The organism is Vibrio sp. 10N.247.311.14, from assembly GCF_041467715.1.
Classification (GTDB): domain Bacteria; phylum Pseudomonadota; class Gammaproteobacteria; order Enterobacterales; family Vibrionaceae; genus Vibrio; species Vibrio crassostreae_C.
Genome location: NZ_JBFSVE010000018.1, coordinates 11,698 through 33,719, shown reverse-complemented (window position 1 = coordinate 33,719; position 22,022 = coordinate 11,698). Strand labels below are relative to the sequence as shown.

The 22,022-nt window shown below is 44.9% G+C and carries 18 protein-coding genes and 1 pseudogene; 12 read left to right on the top strand and 7 right to left on the bottom strand.

The features are described 5' to 3' along the window. Positions 1 to 26: 26 nt before the first annotated feature. The 3 genes from AB6F11_RS08815 to AB6F11_RS08805 form a co-directional block, all read right to left on the bottom strand. Positions 27 to 200: a hypothetical protein gene (locus AB6F11_RS08815; RefSeq protein ID WP_017060624.1), complete on the bottom strand. Its 174-nt coding sequence runs from the start codon at positions 198 to 200 to the stop codon at positions 27 to 29. A gap of 78 nt (positions 201 to 278) precedes the next feature. Continuing rightward, positions 279 to 1,628, bottom strand: a complete 1,350-nt coding sequence (locus tag AB6F11_RS08810) for a sigma-54 dependent transcriptional regulator (RefSeq protein WP_102393527.1) — start codon at positions 1,626 to 1,628, stop codon at positions 279 to 281. A 29-nt stretch (positions 1,629 to 1,657) separates the two neighbouring features. After that, a complete protein-coding gene (locus AB6F11_RS08805; RefSeq protein WP_102393526.1) occupies positions 1,658 to 3,478 on the bottom strand; it encodes an ATP-binding protein in 1,821 nt (606 codons plus the stop codon). A 163-nt stretch (positions 3,479 to 3,641) separates the two neighbouring features. Between AB6F11_RS08805 and AB6F11_RS08800 the strand changes: the two are divergent. The 8 genes and pseudogenes from AB6F11_RS08800 to AB6F11_RS08765 form a co-directional block, all read left to right on the top strand. Then, positions 3,642 to 3,824, top strand: a pseudogene (locus tag AB6F11_RS08800) (hypothetical protein); the annotation flags it as partial. Positions 3,825 to 4,118: 294 nt separating this feature from the next. Next, entirely contained in the window at positions 4,119 to 5,417 is a 1,299-nt protein-coding gene (gene tig / locus AB6F11_RS08795; RefSeq protein ID WP_017060621.1) for a trigger factor, read from the top strand. Between the two features lie 105 nt (positions 5,418 to 5,522). Beyond that, positions 5,523 to 6,149 carry an ATP-dependent Clp endopeptidase proteolytic subunit ClpP gene (clpP, locus tag AB6F11_RS08790; RefSeq protein ID WP_004736080.1) on the top strand — a complete coding sequence of 209 codons (627 nt, stop codon included), beginning with the start codon at positions 5,523 to 5,525 and terminating at the stop codon, positions 6,147 to 6,149. 81 nt (positions 6,150 to 6,230) lie between these two features. Next, positions 6,231 to 7,511 carry an ATP-dependent protease ATP-binding subunit ClpX gene (gene clpX, locus AB6F11_RS08785; protein ID WP_009847283.1) on the top strand — a complete coding sequence of 427 codons (1,281 nt, stop codon included), beginning with the start codon at positions 6,231 to 6,233 and terminating at the stop codon, positions 7,509 to 7,511. A 132-nt stretch (positions 7,512 to 7,643) separates the two neighbouring features. Beyond that, positions 7,644 to 9,995 (top strand): endopeptidase La, encoded by a 2,352-nt coding sequence (gene lon / locus AB6F11_RS08780; protein ID WP_017060619.1) that lies wholly within the window; start codon positions 7,644 to 7,646, stop codon positions 9,993 to 9,995. 168 nt (positions 9,996 to 10,163) lie between these two features. After that, positions 10,164 to 10,457, top strand: a complete 294-nt coding sequence (locus tag AB6F11_RS08775) for an HU family DNA-binding protein (protein ID WP_012604504.1) — start codon at positions 10,164 to 10,166, stop codon at positions 10,455 to 10,457. A gap of 218 nt (positions 10,458 to 10,675) precedes the next feature. Beyond that, positions 10,676 to 12,541, top strand: a complete 1,866-nt coding sequence (gene ppiD / locus AB6F11_RS08770) for a peptidylprolyl isomerase (RefSeq protein ID WP_102393525.1) — start codon at positions 10,676 to 10,678, stop codon at positions 12,539 to 12,541. 224 nt (positions 12,542 to 12,765) lie between these two features. After that, the gene (locus AB6F11_RS08765) at positions 12,766 to 13,065 is read left to right on the top strand and encodes a helix-hairpin-helix domain-containing protein (protein ID WP_017060617.1); all 300 of its coding nucleotides are present in this window, start codon (positions 12,766 to 12,768) and stop codon (positions 13,063 to 13,065) included. Here AB6F11_RS08765 and rrtA read toward each other — a convergent pair. Further along, positions 13,056 to 13,604, bottom strand: a complete 549-nt coding sequence (gene rrtA, locus AB6F11_RS08760; protein WP_017060616.1) for a rhombosortase — start codon at positions 13,602 to 13,604, stop codon at positions 13,056 to 13,058. The two genes, AB6F11_RS08765 and rrtA, sit on opposite strands and share 10 nt — an antisense overlap. 9 nt (positions 13,605 to 13,613) lie before the next feature. On the opposite strand from rrtA, the gene AB6F11_RS08755 reads away from it, so the two are divergent. After that, positions 13,614 to 14,213 carry a tRNA-uridine aminocarboxypropyltransferase gene (locus AB6F11_RS08755; RefSeq protein WP_017060615.1) on the top strand — a complete coding sequence of 200 codons (600 nt, stop codon included), beginning with the start codon at positions 13,614 to 13,616 and terminating at the stop codon, positions 14,211 to 14,213. A 26-nt stretch (positions 14,214 to 14,239) separates the two neighbouring features. Here the strand turns inward: AB6F11_RS08755 and AB6F11_RS08750 are convergent, their stop codons facing one another. From AB6F11_RS08750 to AB6F11_RS08740, 3 genes are all read right to left on the bottom strand, one after another. After that, complete coding sequence (locus tag AB6F11_RS08750; RefSeq protein WP_017060614.1) at positions 14,240 to 15,583, bottom strand: anti-phage deoxyguanosine triphosphatase; 1,344 nt, start codon at positions 15,581 to 15,583, stop codon at positions 14,240 to 14,242. Positions 15,584 to 15,638: 55 nt separating this feature from the next. Beyond that, complete coding sequence (yfbR, locus tag AB6F11_RS08745) at positions 15,639 to 16,223, bottom strand: 5'-deoxynucleotidase (RefSeq protein WP_017060613.1); 585 nt, start codon at positions 16,221 to 16,223, stop codon at positions 15,639 to 15,641. A 344-nt stretch (positions 16,224 to 16,567) separates the two neighbouring features. Further along, a complete protein-coding gene (locus tag AB6F11_RS08740) occupies positions 16,568 to 17,800 on the bottom strand; it encodes a pyridoxal phosphate-dependent aminotransferase (protein WP_017060166.1) in 1,233 nt (410 codons plus the stop codon). Between the two features lie 296 nt (positions 17,801 to 18,096). Here AB6F11_RS08740 and AB6F11_RS08735 point away from each other — a divergent pair, with 296 nt between their 5' ends. Genes AB6F11_RS08735 through menH form a run of 3 tightly spaced genes read left to right on the top strand, consistent with a single transcriptional unit; the run spans position 18,097 to position 21,932 of the window. Continuing rightward, complete coding sequence (locus tag AB6F11_RS08735) at positions 18,097 to 19,404, top strand: isochorismate synthase MenF (RefSeq protein WP_065583685.1); 1,308 nt, start codon at positions 18,097 to 18,099, stop codon at positions 19,402 to 19,404. Further along, a complete protein-coding gene (gene menD / locus AB6F11_RS08730) occupies positions 19,401 to 21,125 on the top strand; it encodes a 2-succinyl-5-enolpyruvyl-6-hydroxy-3-cyclohexene-1-carboxylic-acid synthase (RefSeq protein WP_102393524.1) in 1,725 nt (574 codons plus the stop codon). Before AB6F11_RS08735 ends, menD begins: the two co-directional genes overlap by 4 nt. A gap of 9 nt (positions 21,126 to 21,134) precedes the next feature. Beyond that, complete coding sequence (gene menH / locus AB6F11_RS08725; RefSeq protein ID WP_102393523.1) at positions 21,135 to 21,932, top strand: 2-succinyl-6-hydroxy-2,4-cyclohexadiene-1-carboxylate synthase; 798 nt, start codon at positions 21,135 to 21,137, stop codon at positions 21,930 to 21,932. Positions 21,933 to 22,022 lie beyond the last annotated feature (90 nt).

Here is a 22,022-nt window from a genome sequence, read left to right as displayed (position 1 = left end):
TTAATCCATAAAAAATGAGGAGGTCGCTAGACCTCCTCATCTATATTTCTGCCACGATTTGAATGAGGCTTTATCTGCTCATACAAAGCGCGTTTTGCCTCTAATTCTGGCGTGTGTAGATCGACATGATTGTCAGCATAAAAAATACCATCTATCTCGAAAGTATCTGTAATCGATGGCACTTTTGTTTTCTCACCCATAACCACTTCCTTATTATATTTATTGCATAACATCCTGTTGTCGAAATAAGTATAGGTGATCTTGCTCCCAAATCTAATTTAGTTTGGTTCTACCTTATAAGATTCTTTCGTTAGCTGGTGCTTTTGCATCTTATCGTAGAGGGTTTTCCTCGGTAATTGCAGCCTCTCCATGGTCTCTTTTATACTGCCATTGCATTCAATAAGTGCCTGCTTCAACGTGTTTTTTTCAAAGTCAGATACCAATTCTGCCAAAGACAGTTCTTGAGTAGTTTCAGTGGCGCTGTCTGATAAGTGAGAAAGCTTACCTAAAAGTACAAAACGCTCTGCAGTATTACGTAATTCTCGAACATTTCCCGGCCAATCATGAGCCAAAAGTGCGTGCAGCTCCTTTTGTGGAAGGGCAGGGGCAGTCTTGCCATAACGCGCCGCAGCGACCAGTAAGAAGTGGTGGAAGAGTGCTGGGATATCTTCTTGTCGGCTTCTTAACGGCGGTAAATCTAAGGTCACAACATTGAGTCGATAATAGAGATCTTGGCGGAAAGAGCCTTCTTCAGCGGCTTTCTTTAGGTCGACTTTGGTTGCTGCTATCACTCGAATATCTAGTGGCACTAAACCGTTTGAACCAACTCGCTCAATAACGCGTTCTTGTAAGACGCGTAATAGGCGAATTTGTGCCTGCATCGGCATGGATTCAACTTCATCTAAGAATAGAGTTCCGCCTTGAGCAAACTCGAATTTACCCACTCGCTTGCTTTCTGCGCCCGTGAATGCCCCTTTTTCATGGCCATACAGTTCACTCTCAATCAGGTTTTCAGGAACAGCACCACAGTTGACCGCGACAAAGTTTTGCTCTCGACGGCTGCTTTGTTCATGCAGAGAACGTGCTACTAACTCTTTACCTGTACCTGTCTCGCCAAACAATAATATATCGGCATTGGTGTCGGCAATATGGGTGATGATGGAGCGCAGCTCAGTCATGGATTGCGTATCACCAATGATTCTAGGGCCGAGCGCTTGGCTGGCTTTGAGTGAACGTTTTAACTCAAGGTTCTCTAGTGTGAGCTGACGTTTTTCTATCGCTCGCTTAGTGGTTTCGATTAGGCGTTCATTAGCGAAAGGTTTTTCAATGAAGTCATAGGCGCCGTATTGGATGGCTTGAACGGCCATTGAAATATCGCCGTGACCAGTAATCATGATCACGGGGATCTCTTTGTCTTTGTGCATCACGGTGTTGAGCAGATCATGCCCGGATAGACCTGGTAGACAGATATCAGTGATGATCACGTGAGGTAAGCCGTTTTCTTGAATCGCGAGCAGAGCAGACTCCGCATCGGGAAAGAATTCGGCATCAATGTCGGCGAGCTCGAAGCTCTGTTCAATCGCCATTCTTAGATCGGATTCATCATCAATGAAATAGACGTGACACATAGTGATTCCTTTACTTCTTTGTATTCTGGTTATTGCTGAGTTTTTGTTTGCTGTTCATGTCCAACAAGGGGCAACTCTATGCTGATTCGAGCACCGCCTTGAGGGCTACTACCGGTAACGAGCTTGCCATTTATTCCGTTGATTATTTGTTGAGAAATCGATAGCCCAAGTCCAAGTCCGTTTTTCTTGGTGGTATGGAAGGGTTCAAAAAAGTTTCCGCTAGAAGGGGAGGTGAAGCCGGGGCCGTTATCATCGACATGAATCAACAAGGTATTGGCCTGTTGATGGTCGGACTCTCTAATCTCTAACAGAATAGCTAATTGTTTGTCATCTTGTTGTTCCACCGCCTGAATCGCGTTGGTCAGCAGGTTAATGATCACCTGTTCCAGTTGAATGGCGTTGGCGAGCACGCAAGCATCAAAGGTCTCAGGGAGTTCGTTGACCTTAACTTGCTCGCTCTTGAGTTGTGGCTTCATCAGCTCTTTCGATGAATGTAAAACTGGGAGTATTTGTAAGGTGTGTAGCTCTTCCGCAGTAGATTTTTTGGCGAACGAGCGAAGCTGGTGGCTGATTTTCGCCATACGATCAGTGAGTGCCGAGATTCGCGATAGATTGTCATCGACACGATCGGTTTTTTCTTTGGCAAGAAACAATCGGCCGTTGTCGGCATAACTGCGAATCGCGGCAAGCGGGTTATTCAGTTCGTGACTGATGCTCGCTGACATCTGCCCTAGCACTGCTAGTTTGGCGGCTTGGATGAGATCGTCTTGGGTTTGCCTCAGAACATGCTCGGTTTCGATACGGTGTTTGATCTCAACATGTAACTCCGATGTACGTGCAAGCACTTGAAATTCGAGTTTTTGCTTGGCTTCGGATTGCAGCCTGTCTATCTGTGCTCGTCTTTGTTGTCTATGGTGGTTGAGCTGCATTGTTAGATAAATAATCGCAAAGATTAGGCTCAAAACCACAAGGTAAGCAACCAAGTCCCACCAAACTAAGTGGGTTGGAGAAAATACCCGTATGGTGAGTCTTGGTTCGGCTAGGAAACGCGAAGAACTAAAGAACTGCTCTTGGACGAGTTTGTGTGGCGACTCAATACGACTGGTGGCACTGTCTAAATCGCCGGAGAAGTGCAGGCTTTCTATTTTTGTATCGAGATACTGCCTGCTTTCTTGAATTCGAGTGTGTTGTACTTCGCTTAGCGGCTGAAGGCTTTTGAACAGCCACTCAGGGTTACTCGACATAAATACAATTTGATCTTTATCGTCAGCAACAAAAAAACTCTGTTTGCCTTTCCAACTTGCTTCAATCAGCGATAAATCCATCTTTACGACAATGACGCCAATAATCTCGGCGGCATAGGAGACGGGGTAAGAATAATAATAGCCTCGCTTTCCAGAGGTTGAACCTAGCGCAAAATATTGATTTTCATTGCCAATAATCGCTTCTTGAAAGTAGGGGCGGAAAGCAAAGTTACGACGAATAAAAGAACGCGGTTGATTCCAGTTACTGGCTGCAATGGTGGTGCCGATACTGTCTAGTAGGTAGGTGTCGGATGCTTGAATCACCGAGTTTACGTGCTCTAGATAACGATTAGTGAGTTCGATTTGCGCAGAGTTACTTGGAGAGTGCAGGGCATCGACCAGCTCTTTGTCTTTTGAAAGCAGCTCGGGAATGTGCGCGAACTTATCCAATTGGCTTGAAATATGAACAGAAAAGCGGTCCAGCTTAGATTGATGATCATTTAACAAACTTTCATGGCTCGTGCTCCACACCCAATGACCGCCAAACACCATCAGTAAACTGTATGTGACCATTAACAGTATTGGGATTTTAAAAGCTTGAAACATGAAGGCTCTCCGCTGATTTCTTTGGTAAACAATCAAGCCTGTCTTCTCTCGTTTATGGTAGCAAATAGCGGTAGTTTTTGCTGAAAGCAGAGAGTGAACAGATGGATGTAGGTTAAGGGTTTGTAACGGGGATTGTTGAAAAAGTTATCGACTCTGAGGGGTAAAACAAGAGCAAGATCTCTTTTTAAGGTTTTTAGCAAAAAAAGCCCTCGATTCCCTTGAAAAAGTCGCTATTGTCCCCATTTCTGTTGTGCTAAGTGATGATTTGATCGTTTTTGTATCACTTAGTTGGACGAATTTAGAGCATTCATCATCATGCAGAGGTGAACGGCTCGACAGAGATTAAACAGATCGCTAGAATGTCGCGTCTAAAATTTCTGTCCTGAGGCTAATCGGAGATACCTTTCTTGTTTCTGAAAACAAGCTTTATTGCGTTTTAATCGACGTGTGAAGAACGAAGATATCGCTGATTAGTCTGGTGTTTGGTTGAATAATCAATTCAGACATCAATGCTCGATTTTAAATTAGGTGTTCGGATAGAGCACTACACAAGGATGCAGCCAACAACGTCTGCTTTTGAATTAAAGCTAAGTTACGGCTCATATGCTCAGATTACTGAGCCAGTTTTGAGGTTTATATAATGCAAGTTACTGTTGAAACGCTAGAAGGCCTAGAGCGCCGTCTTAATATTACTGTTCCTGCTGCTAACATCGAAGATGCAGTTACAGCTGAACTACGCAACATCGCGAAAAACCGTCGTTTCGATGGTTTCCGTAAAGGCAAAGTGCCAATGAAGATGGTTGCTAAAATGTACGGCAAAGCAGTACGTCAAGACGTGATGGGCGAAGTAATGCAACGTCACTTCATCGAAGCGATCGTTAAAGAGAAAATCAACCCAGCTGGCGCACCTACTTTCGCACCAGTTGAAAACAACGAAGGCGCTGACCTAGTATTCAACGCAACTTTTGAAGTTTACCCAGAAGTTGAGCTGAAAGGTCTAGAAAACATCACTGTTGAGAAACCAGCAGTAGAAGTTAAAGAAGCTGACGTTGAAGAGATGATCGAAACTCTACGTAAGCAACAAGCAACTTGGACTGAAGTTGAAGCTGCTGCTGACGCTGGTTCTCGTGCAACTATCGACTTCGTTGGTTCTATCGACGGTGAAGAGTTTGAAGGCGGTAAAGCTGAGAACTTCCCACTAGAGATGGGCGCTGGTCGCATGATCCCTGGTTTTGAAGACGGTATCGTTGGTAAAACAGCAGGTATGGAATTCGAAATCGACGTAAACTTCCCAGAAGATTACCACGCTGAAAACCTAAAAGGTAAAGCAGCTAAGTTTGCAATCAAAGTAAACAAAGTTGAAGCTCGTGAACTTCCAGAACTAAACGAAGAATTCGTTGCTAAGTTCGGCGCAACTGACGGCGTTGAAGGTCTTAAAGCTGAAGTTCGTAAGAACATGGAGCGTGAGCTTAAGCAAGCTGTTAAGAACCGCATCAAAGAGCAAGCTATCGACGGTCTAGTTAACGAAAACAACATCGACGTACCTTCTGCTCTAATCGATCAAGAGATCGGTGTTCTACGTCAACAAGCTGCTCAACGTTTCGGTGGCAACACTGAAGCTGCTGACCAACTTCCACGTGAGCTGTTCGAAGAGCAAGCTAAACGTCGCGTAGTTGTAGGTCTTCTACTTGGTGAAGTAATCAAGACTGAAGAGCTAAAAGCTGACGACGAGAAAGTTAAAGCTATCATCGAAGAGATGGCTACAGCATACGAAGATCCAACAGAAGTTATTGCTTACTACGAGCAAAACGAGCAAATGATGAACAACATGCGCAATGTTGCTCTAGAAGAGCAAGCTATTGATGCAATCATCGCTAAAGCTCAAGTTTCTGATAAAGAAGTTAGCTTCAACGAGCTAATGAATCAGCAACCTGCTTAATATAGTAATATCTGACGTAGAAGGTTGACGTACGGTCAACAATTCTGCTAACAATGGTCCGTATGATTTAATCATTCGGGCCATTTATTTTAGGGACATAAGAATATGAGCTACCAAGAAAAAAATACAATGCCATCGATTATGGACGCACTAGTTCCTATGGTGGTTGAACAGACTTCCCGTGGTGAACGTTCTTACGATATTTATTCTCGTCTATTAAAAGAACGTATCATTTTCTTAACAGGTCAAGTGGAAGACCACATGGCAAATCTTGTCGTGGCTCAACTGCTTTTCTTGGAATCAGAAAACCCAGACAAAGATATCTATCTTTACATCAACTCACCTGGCGGTAGCGTAACAGCAGGCATGTCTATCTACGACACAATGCAGTTCATCAAGCCAAACGTGAGCACAGTATGTATGGGTCAAGCTTGCTCTATGGGTGCATTCTTACTAGCGGGTGGTACTCCTGGTAAGCGTCACGTGCTTCCAAACTCACGTGTAATGATTCACCAGCCACTTGGCGGTTTCCAAGGCCAAGCGTCTGATATTCAAATTCACGCGCAAGAGATCCTAACGATCAAACAAAAGCTAAACAAACTATTGGCAGAGCACACAGGTCAGCCTCTAGAAGTTGTTGAGCGCGATACAGATCGTGATAACTTCATGTCTGCTGATCAAGCAGTAGAATACGGCTTGGTGGATTCAGTTCTTAATCACCGCGGTCAATAATTGCAGGGCAATTGTTTAACGCAAAGTGATTCAAATTGATATACACTCAAGCATAGAGAGTTAAGGCTAAGAGGTTAGCGAATGACAGATAAAAGCAAAGAGGGTGGTAGCGGTAAACTGCTTTACTGCTCTTTCTGTGGCAAAAGCCAACACGAAGTTCGCAAGTTAATCGCAGGTCCTTCTGTTTACATTTGTGATGAATGTGTCGATCTTTGTAACGACATTATTCGTGAAGAAATTAAAGATGTTCTTCCTAAGAAAGAATCGGAATCGCTGCCAACGCCGCGTGAGATTCGTGAGCATCTTGACGACTATGTAATCGGTCAAGAATACGCGAAGAAAGTGCTAGCAGTTGCAGTTTATAACCACTACAAGCGTTTACGTAATGGTGATACGACAGCTGAAGGCGTAGAGCTAGGTAAGAGTAACATTCTTCTTATCGGTCCTACTGGTAGTGGTAAAACACTACTGGCTGAAACATTGGCTCGTTTCCTAGACGTTCCTTTCACAATGGCAGACGCAACAACACTAACCGAAGCGGGTTACGTGGGCGAAGATGTTGAAAACATCATCCAGAAGTTGCTTCAGAAATGTGATTACGACGTAGCGAAAGCGGAACGCGGCATTGTTTACATCGATGAAATCGACAAGATTTCTCGTAAAGCTGAAAACCCATCAATCACGCGTGACGTGTCTGGTGAAGGTGTACAGCAAGCTCTACTAAAACTTGTTGAAGGTACAGTAGCTTCAGTTCCACCTCAAGGTGGTCGTAAGCATCCACAGCAAGAGTTCTTGCAAGTGGACACGTCTAAGATCTTATTTATCTGTGGTGGTGCGTTTGCAGGCCTAGATAAAGTGATTGAACAGCGTGTAGAAACAGGTTCAGGTATCGGCTTTGGCGCAGAAGTGCGTTCAAAAGATGAAACCAAAACTATCGGTGAATTGTTCACTCAAGTAGAACCTGAAGATCTAGTGAAGTATGGTCTAATTCCTGAATTCATTGGTCGTCTACCTGTTACAACAACACTGACAGAGCTTGATGAAGAAGCGCTAATCCAAATCCTTTGTGAGCCAAAGAATGCACTGACAAAACAATACGCTGCATTATTTGAGCTTGAGGATACAGAGCTAGAATTCCGTGAAGACGCTTTACGTGCCATTGCTAAGAAAGCAATGAACCGTAAAACGGGTGCTCGTGGTCTACGCTCTATCTTGGAGGGTGTTCTACTAGAAACTATGTACGAACTGCCATCTTCAACTGATGTAAGCAAGGTTGTGATTGATGAGTCGGTAATTAATGGTGAGTCAGAACCACTATTAATTTACAGCAACTCAGATAACCAAGCAGCTGTTGCAGAGTAGGTCTTTTTTAGACAAGTCACTCAAATTGAAAAAGGAGGTAAGCAATTACCTCCTTTTTTTTATTCTTCCATTGAATCCAGTCGTTTAAGCCCCATATACTGCTTTATAAGTTAAAGCGGAAGAGAGAAATATATGAACTTGGAACGTTCCGAGCGTATCGAAATCCCCGTGCTACCTCTACGTGATGTAGTGGTTTACCCACACATGGTTATTCCATTGTTTGTTGGTCGTGAAAAATCGATTACTTGCCTTGAATCGGCAATGGAAGCTAACAAACAAGTACTACTTGTAGCGCAGAAAGAAGCGGACACTGATGAGCCTTCAATTGACGACCTATTTAAAGTAGGTACTGTCGCTACCATTCTTCAGTTACTAAAGCTCCCTGATGGTACTGTTAAAGTGCTTGTCGAAGGTCAGCAGCGTGCAAAAATTCACCAATTCAAAGAAAGTGAGTTTTTCTTAGCGGACGCAGAATACGTTGTAACCTCAGAACTTGACGAAAAAGAACAAGAAGTGGTTGTTCGCAGCGCGATCAATCAATTCGAAGGCTTTATTAAGCTGAACAAAAAGATTCCACCAGAAGTTCTAACATCTCTGAACGGTATTGATGAGGCAGCTCGCCTTGCTGATACGATTGCTGCACACATGCCACTTAAACTGGTAGACAAGCAGCACGTTCTAGAAATCTTAGATGTGACTGAACGTCTGGAATTCTTGATGGGCCAAATGGAGTCAGAAATTGACATCTTGCAAGTTGAAAAACGCATTCGTGGCCGCGTTAAGAAGCAAATGGAAAAATCTCAGCGTGAGTACTACCTGAATGAGCAAATGAAAGCGATTCAGAAAGAACTTGGCGAGATGGACGACGCTCCTGATGAATTCGAGACTCTGAAGAAGAAGATCGAAGACTCTAAGATGCCTCAAGAAGCTCGTGAAAAAACCGAGCAAGAACTGCAAAAACTGAAAATGATGTCGCCAATGTCTGCTGAAGCAACAGTAGTACGTAGCTACATTGATTGGATGGTGGGCGTTCCTTGGGCTAAGCGTTCAAAAGTGAAAAAGAATCTAGCGAAAGCGGAAGAGATCTTAAACGAAGACCACTACGGCTTAGAGCGTGTTAAAGAACGTATTCTTGAATACTTGGCAGTACAAAACCGTATCAACAAGCTAAAAGGCCCAATCCTTTGTCTTGTTGGTCCTCCTGGTGTAGGTAAAACCTCGCTAGGTCGTTCGATTGCTGCGGCAACGGGTCGTAAGTACACGCGTATGGCACTTGGTGGCGTTCGTGATGAAGCTGAGATTCGTGGTCACCGTCGTACGTACATCGGTTCACTTCCGGGTAAACTGATCCAGAAGATGTCTAAAGTTGGTGTTAAGAACCCACTGTTCCTATTAGATGAGATCGATAAGATGTCTTCTGATATGCGTGGCGACCCATCTTCAGCACTTCTAGAAGTTCTAGATCCAGAACAAAACAACGCATTTAACGATCACTACCTAGAAGTAGATTACGATCTGTCAGATGTTATGTTCGTGGCAACATCGAACTCGATGGACATTCCTGGGCCTCTACTGGACCGTATGGAAGTGATTCGTCTATCTGGTTACACAGAAGATGAGAAGCTGAACATTGCTAAGAGCCATTTACTGGACAAGCAAGTTCAACGCAACGGTCTTAAGCCTCATGAAATTGAGATTGAAGACTCTGCAATCATCGGCATCATTCGTTACTACACGCGTGAAGCGGGTGTACGTAGCCTAGAGCGTGAAATCTCAAAGATCTGTCGTAAAGCAGTGAAGAACATCTTGCTAGACAGCGATCTTAAGTCTGTAACGGTTAACATTGATAACCTGAAAGAGTACTTAGGTGTTCAACGCCACGACTTCGGTAAAGCGGATGAAAGCAACCGTATCGGTCAAGTAACAGGCCTAGCGTGGACTCAAGTGGGTGGTGATCTACTGACTATCGAGACCGAAGCAATGCCGGGCAAAGGTAAGCTAACGCAAACTGGCTCACTTGGCGACGTGATGAAAGAGTCGATTCAAGCGGCAATGACAGTGGTTCGTTCTCGTGCTGAAAAACTGGGTATCAACTCAGATTTCTACGAAAAACGTGACATTCACGTTCACGTACCAGAAGGTGCTACACCGAAAGATGGCCCGAGTGCGGGTATCGCAATGTGTACTGCACTTGTCTCTAGCTTGACGGGTAACCCGGTTAAAGCAGAGGTCGGTATGACAGGTGAAATTACCCTTCGTGGTGAAGTTTTACCTATCGGTGGCTTGAAAGAAAAACTGCTTGCTGCACACCGTGGCGGCATCAAAACTGTACTGATCCCTAAAGACAATGAGCGTGATTTGGAAGAGATTCCAGACAACGTAATCGCTGACTTGAAGGTGATCCCGGTTCAGTGGATTGATGAAGTACTCAAAGTCGCGCTAGAACGAGATCCGTCAGGGGTCGAGTTTGACGTGAAAAAATAGTGATGCATAGCAAAAATAAGTAAAGAATTACGCTGATAGGCCCGAAAAGGCTTGTCAGCGTTTTTTTTGGACGCTAAGTTATTGATCAAAGCGGCAGCCCTTTTGCAATAAGGCTTGCGGCTAAATTAAAACCAAAATGGAACGTACAGTCATCAGAAGTAGTCACAGATGACACATAGGGGAAAAACAGTGAATAAAACACAACTAGTAGAATCAATCGCAGAAAACGCAGACATCTCTAAAGCTTCAGCTGGCCGCGCTCTAGACGCATTCATCGAAGCAGTTGGCACAACGCTACAATCTGGTGACCAAGTTGCACTTGTTGGCTTTGGTACTTTCAGTGTTCGTACTCGTGCTGCTCGTACAGGTCGTAACCCAAAAACTGGTGAAGAGATCCAAATCGCAGAAGCTAAAGTACCTGGCTTCAAAGCGGGTAAAGCACTTAAAGACGCATGTAACTAATTTTCACTGCTGAAACCTCCATTTAAGAGGGGAAGGCAGTAAAATGCGTTTACTGTTTGAAAAATGATGTTTCATTCTTAAACAGTATGTGTACAAAGCACATTGAACTTATTTAAATTATGCGCATCCTACTGATGCGCATTTCTTTTTCTGATAATATCGCGTGAATAGATTTTTATTTTGAAGCCAATGCTTCATATCCGGAGAGCACTTAAATTATGATGGATCGATTACGCGAAGGCGTGAATAGCATCGCGGTAAAAATTATCCTTGGGTTGATTATCCTGTCATTCGTATTCGCAGGTGTAGGCAGCTACATCACCGGTGGCGGTAACAACGCAGCAGCTAAAGTTGGCAACACAGAAATTGCTCGTGGTGAGTTCGAACAGGCTTACCAAAACGAACGTAATCGTATGCAGTCTCAACTTGGCGATTACTTCGCGCAAATGCTTGCAGACCCTGCTTACGTAGAGTCTTTCCGTAAATCAGTACTTGATCGCATGATCAATGACGTACTGCTTGAGCAGCAAGCTGAGTCTCTAGGCCTACGAATCAGTGATTCTCAAATCCGCACCATGATTCTAGAAATGCCTCAGTTCCAAACGGCGGGTCAATTCGACCAAGAAGTTTACCAATCGGCACTACGTCGTGCAGGTTTCAGCGCAGAGAGCTTCGCTGAATACATGCGTCGTGACCTTATGCGCAACCAGCTTGTGACTGCACTTCAAGGCAGTGAATTCGTTCTTCAGGGCGAAATCGATACTCAGAGCAAGCTTATCGCACAAACTCGTGACATTCGCACAGTGACACTGTCTGTTGCTGACCTTGCAAAAGACATCGAGTTAACTGACGAGCAAATCGAACAGTACTACCAAGAGAACCCAGCAGCTTACACTCGTCCAGAGCAAGCTAAGGTATCTTACATTGAGCTTTCTGCTGAAGCGCTTAAGTCTCAGCTTGAAGTAAGCGATGAAGAAGCACAGAAATACTACCAAGAGCACCTAGACAAGTACTCAACGGAAGAGCAACGTAAAGTTAGCCACATCCTAGTTCAAGGCGATGACGAAGCGAAAGCTCAGGCAATCCTAGACGAGCTAAATGCAGGCGCTGATTTTGCTACGCTAGCGGAAGAGAAATCTGACGACTTCGGTAGTGCAGACCTTGGCGGTGACCTAGGTTGGATTGAGCGCGATGTTATGGACCCTGCATTCGAAGACGCGGCTTTCGCTCTTGAGAATATTGGCGATACTACTGGCCTAGTTAAATCTGATTTCGGCTACCACATCATCAAGCTAGACGAACTAAAAGCGTCTCAAGCTCAGCCTTACACTGAAGTAGCGGCAGAGATTAAGACAGAGCTTCTAGACCAACACGCAGTTGATCAGTTCTACGAGCAACAAACTGAGCTAGAAAAAGTAGCGTTTGAATTCCCAGATTCTCTAGATGATTCTGCAGAAGCTATCAACGCGAAGATCACAACGACAGATTTCATCTCTCAAGTTGACGCTCCAGAAGTTCTGATGACGCCTGCAGTTATGCAAGCTATCTTGAGCCCTGAAGTGAAAGAAGACGGTCTAAACTCGGAAGTTATCGAAGTTGCACCTGAGCACGTAATTGTTGTTCGTGTAGAAGAGACTCGTGATGAGACAGTTCTTCCTCTAGCTGAAGTGAAAGATCAAGTTGTCGCTGCACTGTCTGCTGTACAAGCAGAGCAGCAAGCGGTTGAGCTAGGTGTTTCTCTAGTGAACGAACTTGAGCAAGGCAATGAAGCAGTACTAGCGGACAACAACCTTGAGTTCACTGAACTTGAAACGATTGACCGTAACTCGCCATTAGCGGCATCTGTATTCGCTCTAGCGAAACCAGAAGCAGGTCAAGCTGTGTTCGGTCAATCTAAAGACCAAGACGGTAATATCGTTGTTGTTGAGCTTTCTAAAGTAACGGCTGAGATCAACCCAGCCTACAGCACTCAAATTGGTGCACAGTTGGAGCGAGTTGGTAACCAGCAAGACCTGACTAACGTATTAAACGTACTTCGTAAAAACGCAGACGTTGAATACTACGTAGTGGGTCAAGGTCAGTAAGCGTTTGATTACCTCAGTAGCAAGCTCAAGTTAGAGCTTACTACTGAAATCAACACGTGATTGTTAGGCTTTAATTCAGATTTGTGAGCCAACAAACAAGCTGATGAAAATAAGATGTATAACGAAGCGGGTCACTTAGGTGATCCGCTTTATTTTTATCTGGTGATTGTGTTATCTAGCGCGGCAAATGCATAAGTTACGTTTTTTGAACAAAGGAACTATTTATGCGCACGATATATTCAACACTAATTCTTTCATTTCTGATGCTCTTAAGCCCTGCCGTGTTTGCAGACAGCCCAACCAAGGCTGAGCTTTACGAAGGCATTGAGATTACGGTCAACATCAATACCGCGACGGCAGAAGAACTTTCAGCACTATTGGTTGGCGTGGGTGACAAGAAAGCCAAAGAAATCGTCGATTACAGAGATCAGAACGGGGCATTTACTACTGCTGATGATTTGGTGAGTGTCAAAGGGATAGGTGAAGCGACGGTTGAAAAGAACCGCGAAAGAATTCAACTTTGACCCGTTTTTCTACTTGTTAGAAATGAAGCGATAGATATGAAGCCTCCGGCCAATGCACCTGCTAGGTGGGCTTCAATCGCGATACGAGCATTAATCAGTTCACCAGTCGTGCTAGAAGGGCCAATAAGCTGCTCCCAAGCGATTTTAGCGACTAATCCGAATACTAACAGCCAACTAGACTTCCTGCCGTTTAAAGCCTCTCTGAGCGCGAATAAGCCAAACAACCCATGCAAAGTGCCCGATAGGCCAACGTAGATCTGAATACTTGAAAACAACAGAGCGACGCCAGTCACTAAACTGATCACAAGCAAAGCAACAACAAGCTGTTTTTTACTCGGTTGAAACAGGTAGCTGATGATCCACAAGCCTGCTAGATTCATCAGAAGATGCGAGTAGTTGGTATGTGAAAAGTTTCCTGTTAGGATTCGCCACCATTGCCCATCGGCAATCGCATTGCTATCCCAAACGACCCAAGCTTGTATTGGCTCAAATTGGAATAAGACGCATAAAAGTGAAATGAAAATTAAAACAGGGTACACATTAAATCCATGTCTCGTTATTGCCCCCAATGCAGCAAGGCTTTGAAAGCTTGTATTTGTCAGTGGGTTACACCACTCGAATCGAATGTTGAGCTTATCATTCTTCAGCACCCATCAGAAGAGCATCGTCCGATGGGAACAGCGCGTATTCTCTCGTTATCTCTTAATAACAGCGTGACGTTTGTTGGCGAAGACTTTTCAGACAACGAACAACTCAACGCATTGTTGTGCGATGAACAGTATCAACATGTGATTTTATACCCAAGCGAAAACTCTGTTTCAGTTGAGTCGGCGACATCTCCCAATAAGAAGCTGCGTGTGATTTTATTGGATGGCACGTGGAAGAAAGCATTCAAGATGTGGCAAGTATCGAGTAACTTGCATGCGTTGAACACGGTTCATTTACCGAAAGATCTCAAGGGTAATTACCGAATTCGCAAAGCACCCAGTGAAAATAGCCTTTCAACCGTTGAAGCTGGCTATCATTTACTTAGCTTGTTAGAGCGTGATGGCGACTTTAGCCCTTTGCTAACGGCATTTGACCAAATGATTCAGTTTCAAATCAATCAAATGCCGCCGGGCGTGTTTGAGAAAAACTACTTAGATTAAGCCGTTTTAGTAAAGTGAGTCAGGAATTAAAACTCGGTATGAGCTGAGAACAATTGCTGATGCATTTTCTGCGCAAGATCATCAGTCATCGATGAAATGTAATCGGCTATCACGCGCATTTTTCGAGACTCATCTTGATGTTGTAGCCATTGCTTCTTGATGGGCAGTGGCAGCAAGCGTTCAGGATCTGCGCTGAATGCTTCAAACATATCCATGATGATCTGTTGACCTTTGTATTCGATGACCTGAACCTGTGGCACTTGAATAACGAACTCGCTGACAAAGTGTTTCAGCTTATCGAGTGTGCCGTCCATGCTCGGCTCGAGCACCGCATTGTAAGCCAACAGTACATTCTCAAAGTTAGCCTCCACTCGCTTAATCGAGATACTGGTCAACAGTGCGTTGACTATCCCACCAATCGCATCCTTTCGACGATACTGTTCACCAGAGAAAAGCATCTCTGTAATTGAATCTAGGTGTTCACAAATCCATGGGTCGGCCATCTCTTTCAGTTGAGGGTAAGCCGATTCGACCCACTGAGCTTTGGTCACAGAGCCAAGCACAATCGCATCTTCTAAATCGTGCACGCCATACGCGATGTCGTCAGCAAGTTCCATGATCGAACAATCCAGTGACTTATATTTGGTCTTGTTGTGCTCAAGTGGCTCGGTATGCGTTTTTCTTTTCTGTTTTAGGAGCTGTTGGTCGCTGCTTGAAAGCGGTTCAAGCACCCAGTTAAACAACTCTTCATCATGATCGTAGATGCCTTTTGCTGGCATCCAATCTTTAGCTCGGAGTTGTCGTTGATGCTTAACGGGTTCAGACTGCAATTTAGCTTGAACCTCACTCAGCAGAGAAGGGTACTTAATTAGACCTAACAAAGTGCGTCGAGATAGGTTCATCCCGTGATGTTCAGTGTAAGGTTCTAGCTGTGTGACTATGCGAAACGTTTGAGCGTTGCCCTCAAAGCCGCCGTGGTCGCGCATCATGTAGTTGAGTGCAACTTCGCCGCCATGTCCATAGGGTGGATGACCGATGTCGTGAGCCAAACACAGTGAATCAATCAAACTGTCTGAGGGTAATAGGTCTCGAAATTCGGGCTGCTTTTTCTTCAGTTGAGCGACGATACCGGTGCCAAGCTGAGCGGCCTCAAGAGAGTGGGTAAGGCGCGTTCGGTGAAAGTCGTTGACCGTGGTGCCATGGATCTGGGTTTTCGCTTGTAAGCGACGGAAAGCAGCAGAGTGAAGCACGCGCGCACGGTCACGCTGATACGGGCTGCGGTGGTCATCACGTCTTATTTTATGTTCATCGTCATTTCGATGCTGCCATTCTTGTTCGAGTACAAAGGGTGGTTCGAGTTGAGAATTCAAAATAGCACCTATCGAATTGATTTTATTTAGCTAATTAAAAACAACTTATACCCAGCTAGCTTATCTCGTCTAGTGATAATTCAAAGCTCGGCGCAAATGTGGTGAGAAAGTAGTCCATTTCTGGGCTTTTGCGTTGTTCGAGTGTTTCTTCCAATCGGCGCTTGGCTTGCTCGTATTCATGATTGCCCGCACTGAGCTCTTCCAAGCATTTCAAGTAAGCACAGATAGTATCTGCCTGCTTGACGATGCTTTGCTCTTCTTTACTCGCAGTACCAGATATTAAGAAGGGGGCGAAGTCGTCTCGGAACTCTTCTGGCAACATCGAAAGCAGTCTTTGTTCTGCTGCGGCTTCTATCTTCTTATACTCTTGTGCAATGTCCGGGTTGTAGTATTTAACTGGCGTTGGCAAATCACCCGTCAGTACCTCACTGGTATCGTGGTACATGCCAAGCAGAGCAATGTGCTCGGGGTTAAGCTGACCATCAAACTTCTTGTTTTTGATCAGCGCCAAAGCGTGTGCCACGAAAGCAACCTGTAGGCTATGTTCTGAAATGTTCTCGCTTGAGACAGATCGCATCAGGGGCCAGCGTTGAATTAGCTTCATGCGTGCGAGATGGGCAAAGAAATGGCTCTGTTTCATAAATGTCCTCATAGTACCAATCGTAGTAAATAACTGGTCATCCTAGCTTGTTAAAAAACTCGATAACTATGTTAGAATTTTTGATTGTAGAATAACTACTTATCGAAGCTGCTTGTCGAAAATAGCTGCCTTGTTCTCAAGCTTTTTCCCTACGCTATTTCTGAACACTTACTTACTGTGATTGGTATAAACAATACTCCACTCGTATCTTGTGTTTGCACAGGGATACGAGACAGCGGATACAAAAAAGGCTCCTAAACAGGAGCCTTTTAAGCATAGAAGTGAATGAATACAAGTTAAAGTCTTTTAAAACAGCAAATTGTAGCCATCTTTCTTTGTGCTCATTAACCTTCGATGAGGTCGTCTTGGCTGTAAGTCTGTAAGAAGCGCTCTAAACGACCAATTGCGATTTCTAGATCTTCGATGTGCGGCAGAGTCACGATACGGAAGTGATCCGGTTTCGGCCAATTGAAGCCCGTACCTTGAACCAATAGCACCTTCTCTTGCTTAAGGAAGTCGAGTACAAACTTCTGATCGTCTTTGATGTTGTACATGTTGGTGTCGATTTTAGGGAACAGGTACATTGCACCTTTCGGTTTCACACAAGAAACGCCAGGGATCTTGTTGATCAGTTCCCATGCACGGTCACGCTGTTCAAGCAGTCGACCGCCTGGAAGAATCAGCTCATTGATACTCTGATAGCCACCGAGTGCGGTTTGGATAGCGTGTTGCATCGGAACGTTGGCACACAAACGCATTGAGGCCAGCATTTCTAGCCCTTCTACATAGCCTTTCGCTAGGTGTTTAGGGCCTGTTAAGAACATCCAACCACCACGGAAACCACATACACGGTAAGCTTTAGATAGGCCGTTGAACGTGACCATTAATACGTCTTCAGCAAGCGTTGCCACTGAAGTGTGTACCGCACCGTCGTAAAGTACTTTGTCGTAGATTTCATCGGCGAAGATGATCAAACCGTGCTCACGAGCAATCTCAACCACTTGTAATAGGAAATCACGGCTGTATACCGCGCCTGTTGGGTTGTTCGGGTTGATAAGAACGATGCCGCGCGTCTTTGGTGAGATCTTCGCGCGCATGTCGTCTAAATCTGGATACCAATCAGCATCTTCATCACACATGTAGTGAACCGGTGTACCACCAGAAAGCGCAACAGACGCTGTCCATAGTGGGTAATCCGGAGCGGGAACTAAGATTTCATCACCATTATCCAGTAGCGCTTGCATAGACATAACGATAAGCTCTGATGCGCCGTTACCAATGTAAACGTCTTCTACATCAAGGTTACGTAGGCCTTTTTTCTGGTAGTGCTGAACAACCGCTTTGCGGGCTGAATAGATGCCTTTTGAGTCGCAGTAACCTTGAGATGTCGGTAGGTTACGGATTACGTCAACAAGGATTTCATCAGGGGCGTCAAAACCAAATGGGGCGGGGTTACCAATATTAAGCTTCAGTATTTTATGCCCTTCTTCTTCCATGCGCTTAGCATGTTTGAGTACAGGCCCCCTGATTTCGTAGCATACGCTGTTGAGTTTTGACGACATCCCGATATTTTGCATTGCCGATTTCCTGAAATTAATTTAAATACTTTATTAAAGTACCGCAAAATGGCGTTTGATAGAATAAAAATCTGATGAATGTCGCATTTCAGTATCACGTTTAGCCTTTTTGTTGTCACTCTTTTCTAAATTTTAATTAATCGCTTTCTTGGTTATTGGCTAAGATGAATAAAGGGGCGGGATCGCTTAAAATCACAGGAATGTTGAAAAGATATAGTACATTCTTGATCTAAGTGGGTACTGCCCATAAAGTATCAAACTAATATAATAATAATTTAGATGTGAACGAGGTCGATTTGTCACATTTCCAGCAAACTATCTCCGCTTTGATTGAGCGAGTACAAAATGCCCAAGCAAGCGAAGTTCGTTGTGTTGAAGTTCTAACGCAAAAACCATCGTTTGCATTTATAGAATGGCTTCATGCTCAACCGCTCTTTCCTAAGTTCTACTGGCAGTCACGCGACACTCGTGAAGAGGTTGTTGCGCTCGGACAGTTACATACGTTTTCAGATCCTGCACCCGCGTACGCTATTCTTGGTGAAGACCAACGAATCTGGGGTGGACGCTCGTTTGATGGGCACACCGCAAAGAACCGTCGCTGCATGGAGTCGTTTTTCTTCCTTCCTCAGGTTGAATTGATCCGCTTTGACAATACTTGGTCGCTGGCGGTTAATTTGTCCCCTGATCGCGTTTCTTCTATTAATGCTTTGAATAAGCTTTCTGTAGAAGCCGCGATATTGGCGCCTTTGTCTGCCCATATTGAACAGATCAATCACGTTCCAGAAAGAGAGCAGTGGGGCAACCTTGTCGATAAAGTGCTGCAAGGCATTAGCGATGAAGAGTACAAAAAAGTCGTTTTAGCACGTAAAACCACACTGCAACTCGATGCGCCTATCTGCGCAGCTCAATTACTTAAAGCCAGCTATCTGCAAAATCACCACAGTTTCCACTTTATGTTGGTGCTGGATTCTAAACACAGTTTCATTGGCTCGACACCAGAGCGCTTATATAGCCGACATGGTACGGAGCTTGATACCGAGGCGCTTGCTGGAACCATTGGTCGCGGAGAGAACGCTACTGAGGATATGGAACTGGCCAACTGGCTTTCTCAAGACAGCAAAAACCTCAATGAGAACCAGTATGTGGTCGACGACATCATTGAGCGTCTCACTCCTCATTCTCAAACGGTCCATGTTGAAAAGGATGCGCGTCTAGTGCGCTTGCGTAAGGTGCAGCATTTGAAGCGCAATATCCATGCTCAGCTCAACAATGGCGTTAATGGTGTGCAGTTGCTTGCTGCCTTACAGCCAACTGCTGCGGTGGCGGGTTTACCTCGTAAAGAGGCGATGGATTTCATTCTTGAACACGAACCGTTTGCACGAGGTTGGTATGCAGGCTCTGTAGGCTATATCAGTCATCAGCGAGCGGAATTCTGCGTGGCGATTCGAAGCGCCTTGATTGTAAACGATCAAGTACAACTGTTTGCTGGCGCGGGGATCGTGCCGGGATCGGTTGCCGAACATGAATGGCAAGAGCTGAACAAGAAGATGTCTACTCTGCTTAGCTTAATTTCAGATCACCCTCCATTGGGTGTCGCGTCATGAATCACGACCAAGCCGTATTAAATAGAGTTTGGTGTCACACGTTACTTGAAGAGCTTGCACGCAATGGCGTTGAACATGTTTGTGTTGCTCCGGGCTCTCGCTCAACGCCGCTAACTCTCGAAGCTGAAGCCAACTCCAAGTTAACCTTACACACGCACTTTGATGAGCGTGGTCTTGGGTTTTTAGCTTTAGGCTTAGCAAAGGCTAGCAACAAACCCGTTGCGGTGGTTGTTACTTCTGGAACTGCCGTAGCTAACCTTCTACCAGCGACCGCTGAATCTGGATTAACGCGAGAAAAGCTAATCTTGTTGACCTCCGATCGACCGATTGATTTAGTCGACTGTGGTGCCAATCAAGCGATTCAGCAGCAGGGTATCTTTTCGTCTCACGTTGAAACGGCACTAAACCTTCCAAGTCCAACGACACAAGTTTCTTTGAATTGGCTTTTGACGTCGGTTGATAACGCACTGGCGAAACAGCGCAGCGTCGGTGGGGCTATTCATATCAACTGTCCGTTCCCAGAACCGCTTTATTCCGCTAATAGCGCCGAGATGTATGCGGATTATACAAAGAGCGTGGCAGCTTGGAGAGCTTCAACCTGCCTTTACTCGAACACTTATTTGCCCAGTCATTTAATCGCTCAGCCTGTCTCAGCAAGTGATTATGTCGCTCGTAAAGGCGCAGTGATTATTGGTTCTATCGAGAATGAAGCCGCAATTAAAGCCAAGCAGTTTGCGACAGCTTTGGGCTGGCCAGTATTCTGTGACCCTCAATCGGGTGTCAGTAGTGACTGGAAACACTATGATTTATGGATGCAAAGTGACGCAGCCAAAGCACAGCTTAGTCAGTGTGATTTTATTATCCAGTTTGGTGAGCGCATCGTATCTAAGCGTCTTAACCAATGGGTAAAAGAACAAGCTGCCACATTTTGTTCATCGCAGTACATCGTTGTTTCACCAGATGCACATCGTATTAATCAAGATCATCTGCCTCAAACTCATATTGTCGCTGATATCGAACATTGGTTATCAGAGCAACATCTACCAACGCTGTTGGGAGAACATACTGGCTGGGCGGCATCTTTGGCGGAAGTCGCGAATACGGTTCAGCAGTTAGCGTTGGCGCAAATCTCTAATAACGACCAACTGACAGAGTTGAGCGTTGCCGTTGACTTGTCGTCTAGACTTAAGGGCAGAGAGCTTTTTGTGGGAAATAGCTTGATGGTAAGGCTGGTGGATATGCTGTCATCAATCTCTGCGACTCAAGTCTACAGCAACCGCGGTGCATCGGGCATTGATGGCTTGGTGGCGACGGCTGCGGGAGTGATAAAAGCCAACCAGAATCCTTTGATGATGCTGATTGGTGACACCTCTTTGTTGTACGACCTAAATTCGCTGGCGCTACTTACTCACAGCACAACACCAATGGTTATTGTGGTTACCAATAACGATGGTGGGGCAATCTTTGATTTTTTGCCGGTTCCTGAGCAACAAAAACAGTCTCTATATCAAATGCCTCATGGTTTCAATTTTGAACATGCTGCTGCGCAATTCCATCTTGGTTATGCGGCGCCAGAAACCTTGAATTGCTATCAAACGCTCATCGAACAACATTTTGAACAAGGTCAGGGTACCTTGCTCGTAGAAGTTAAGACGCCTCCCGAACAAGCGTCTACTTTGCTGAAGCAATTCAGTTCAATGCTCACCGAGGCATTAGCCTAAGGACTTTACATGCTTTACTCCGATTATTACCCAGCTGTACAAGATTCTTCTGACAAACCTTTGCTTGTTTTCTTACATGGTTTACTCGGAAGCGGGGATGATTGGAGTGCATGTCATCCATTCCTCGAGGATTTTCCTCTCCTTTGCATAGATTTACCCGGACACGGACAAAGTCGCTTTATCGATCCGGTAGGGTTTGATCATTGCTGTAAGAAAATTGTCCAGTGCATCACATCCCAACTGGCTCTCAACGATCTTCCTGCCGATTATCCTATCGTGGTGATTGGGTATTCTATGGGCGGAAGGCTCGCTATGTATGGGGTGACAAGCCCTTGCTTTGAGGCACTCAACCTAGAGAAAGTCATCATTGAAGGTGGCAACTTTGGCTTGGAATGTGATGAAGAAAGAGCACAAAGGTTAGTACACGATACGCAATGGGCTGTTCGCTTTGCACAGCAGTCGATTGAAGATGTTTTAGACGATTGGTATCAACAAAGCGTCTTTTCTTCACTAAATCATGAGCAAAGACAAACTTTGGTCATAAAGCGTAGTGGTAACCTTGGAGTATCCGTAGCAAATATGTTGTTATCTACTTCGTTAGCTAAGCAACCGGATTTACGTGCCACATTGAAATCTCATGAGCATTTATTGCATTATGTATGTGGAGAAAAAGATCGTAAATTCATGGAGCTAGCTGAGAATAGTGGCTTTGAATATAGTCAGGTGGATTACGCGGGTCATAATGTTCATTTTGAGCAACCAGAGATGTTTTCAAATCTGATCATCCAATGTATCGCCAGTCGTTGATGAACTGACTGAGCGAACCTCTCGTATCAAGCGCTATAGAAAGCAGAGCAACACCGTCGCGACTCTACGCTAGTCGCGCTCTCTAATAGA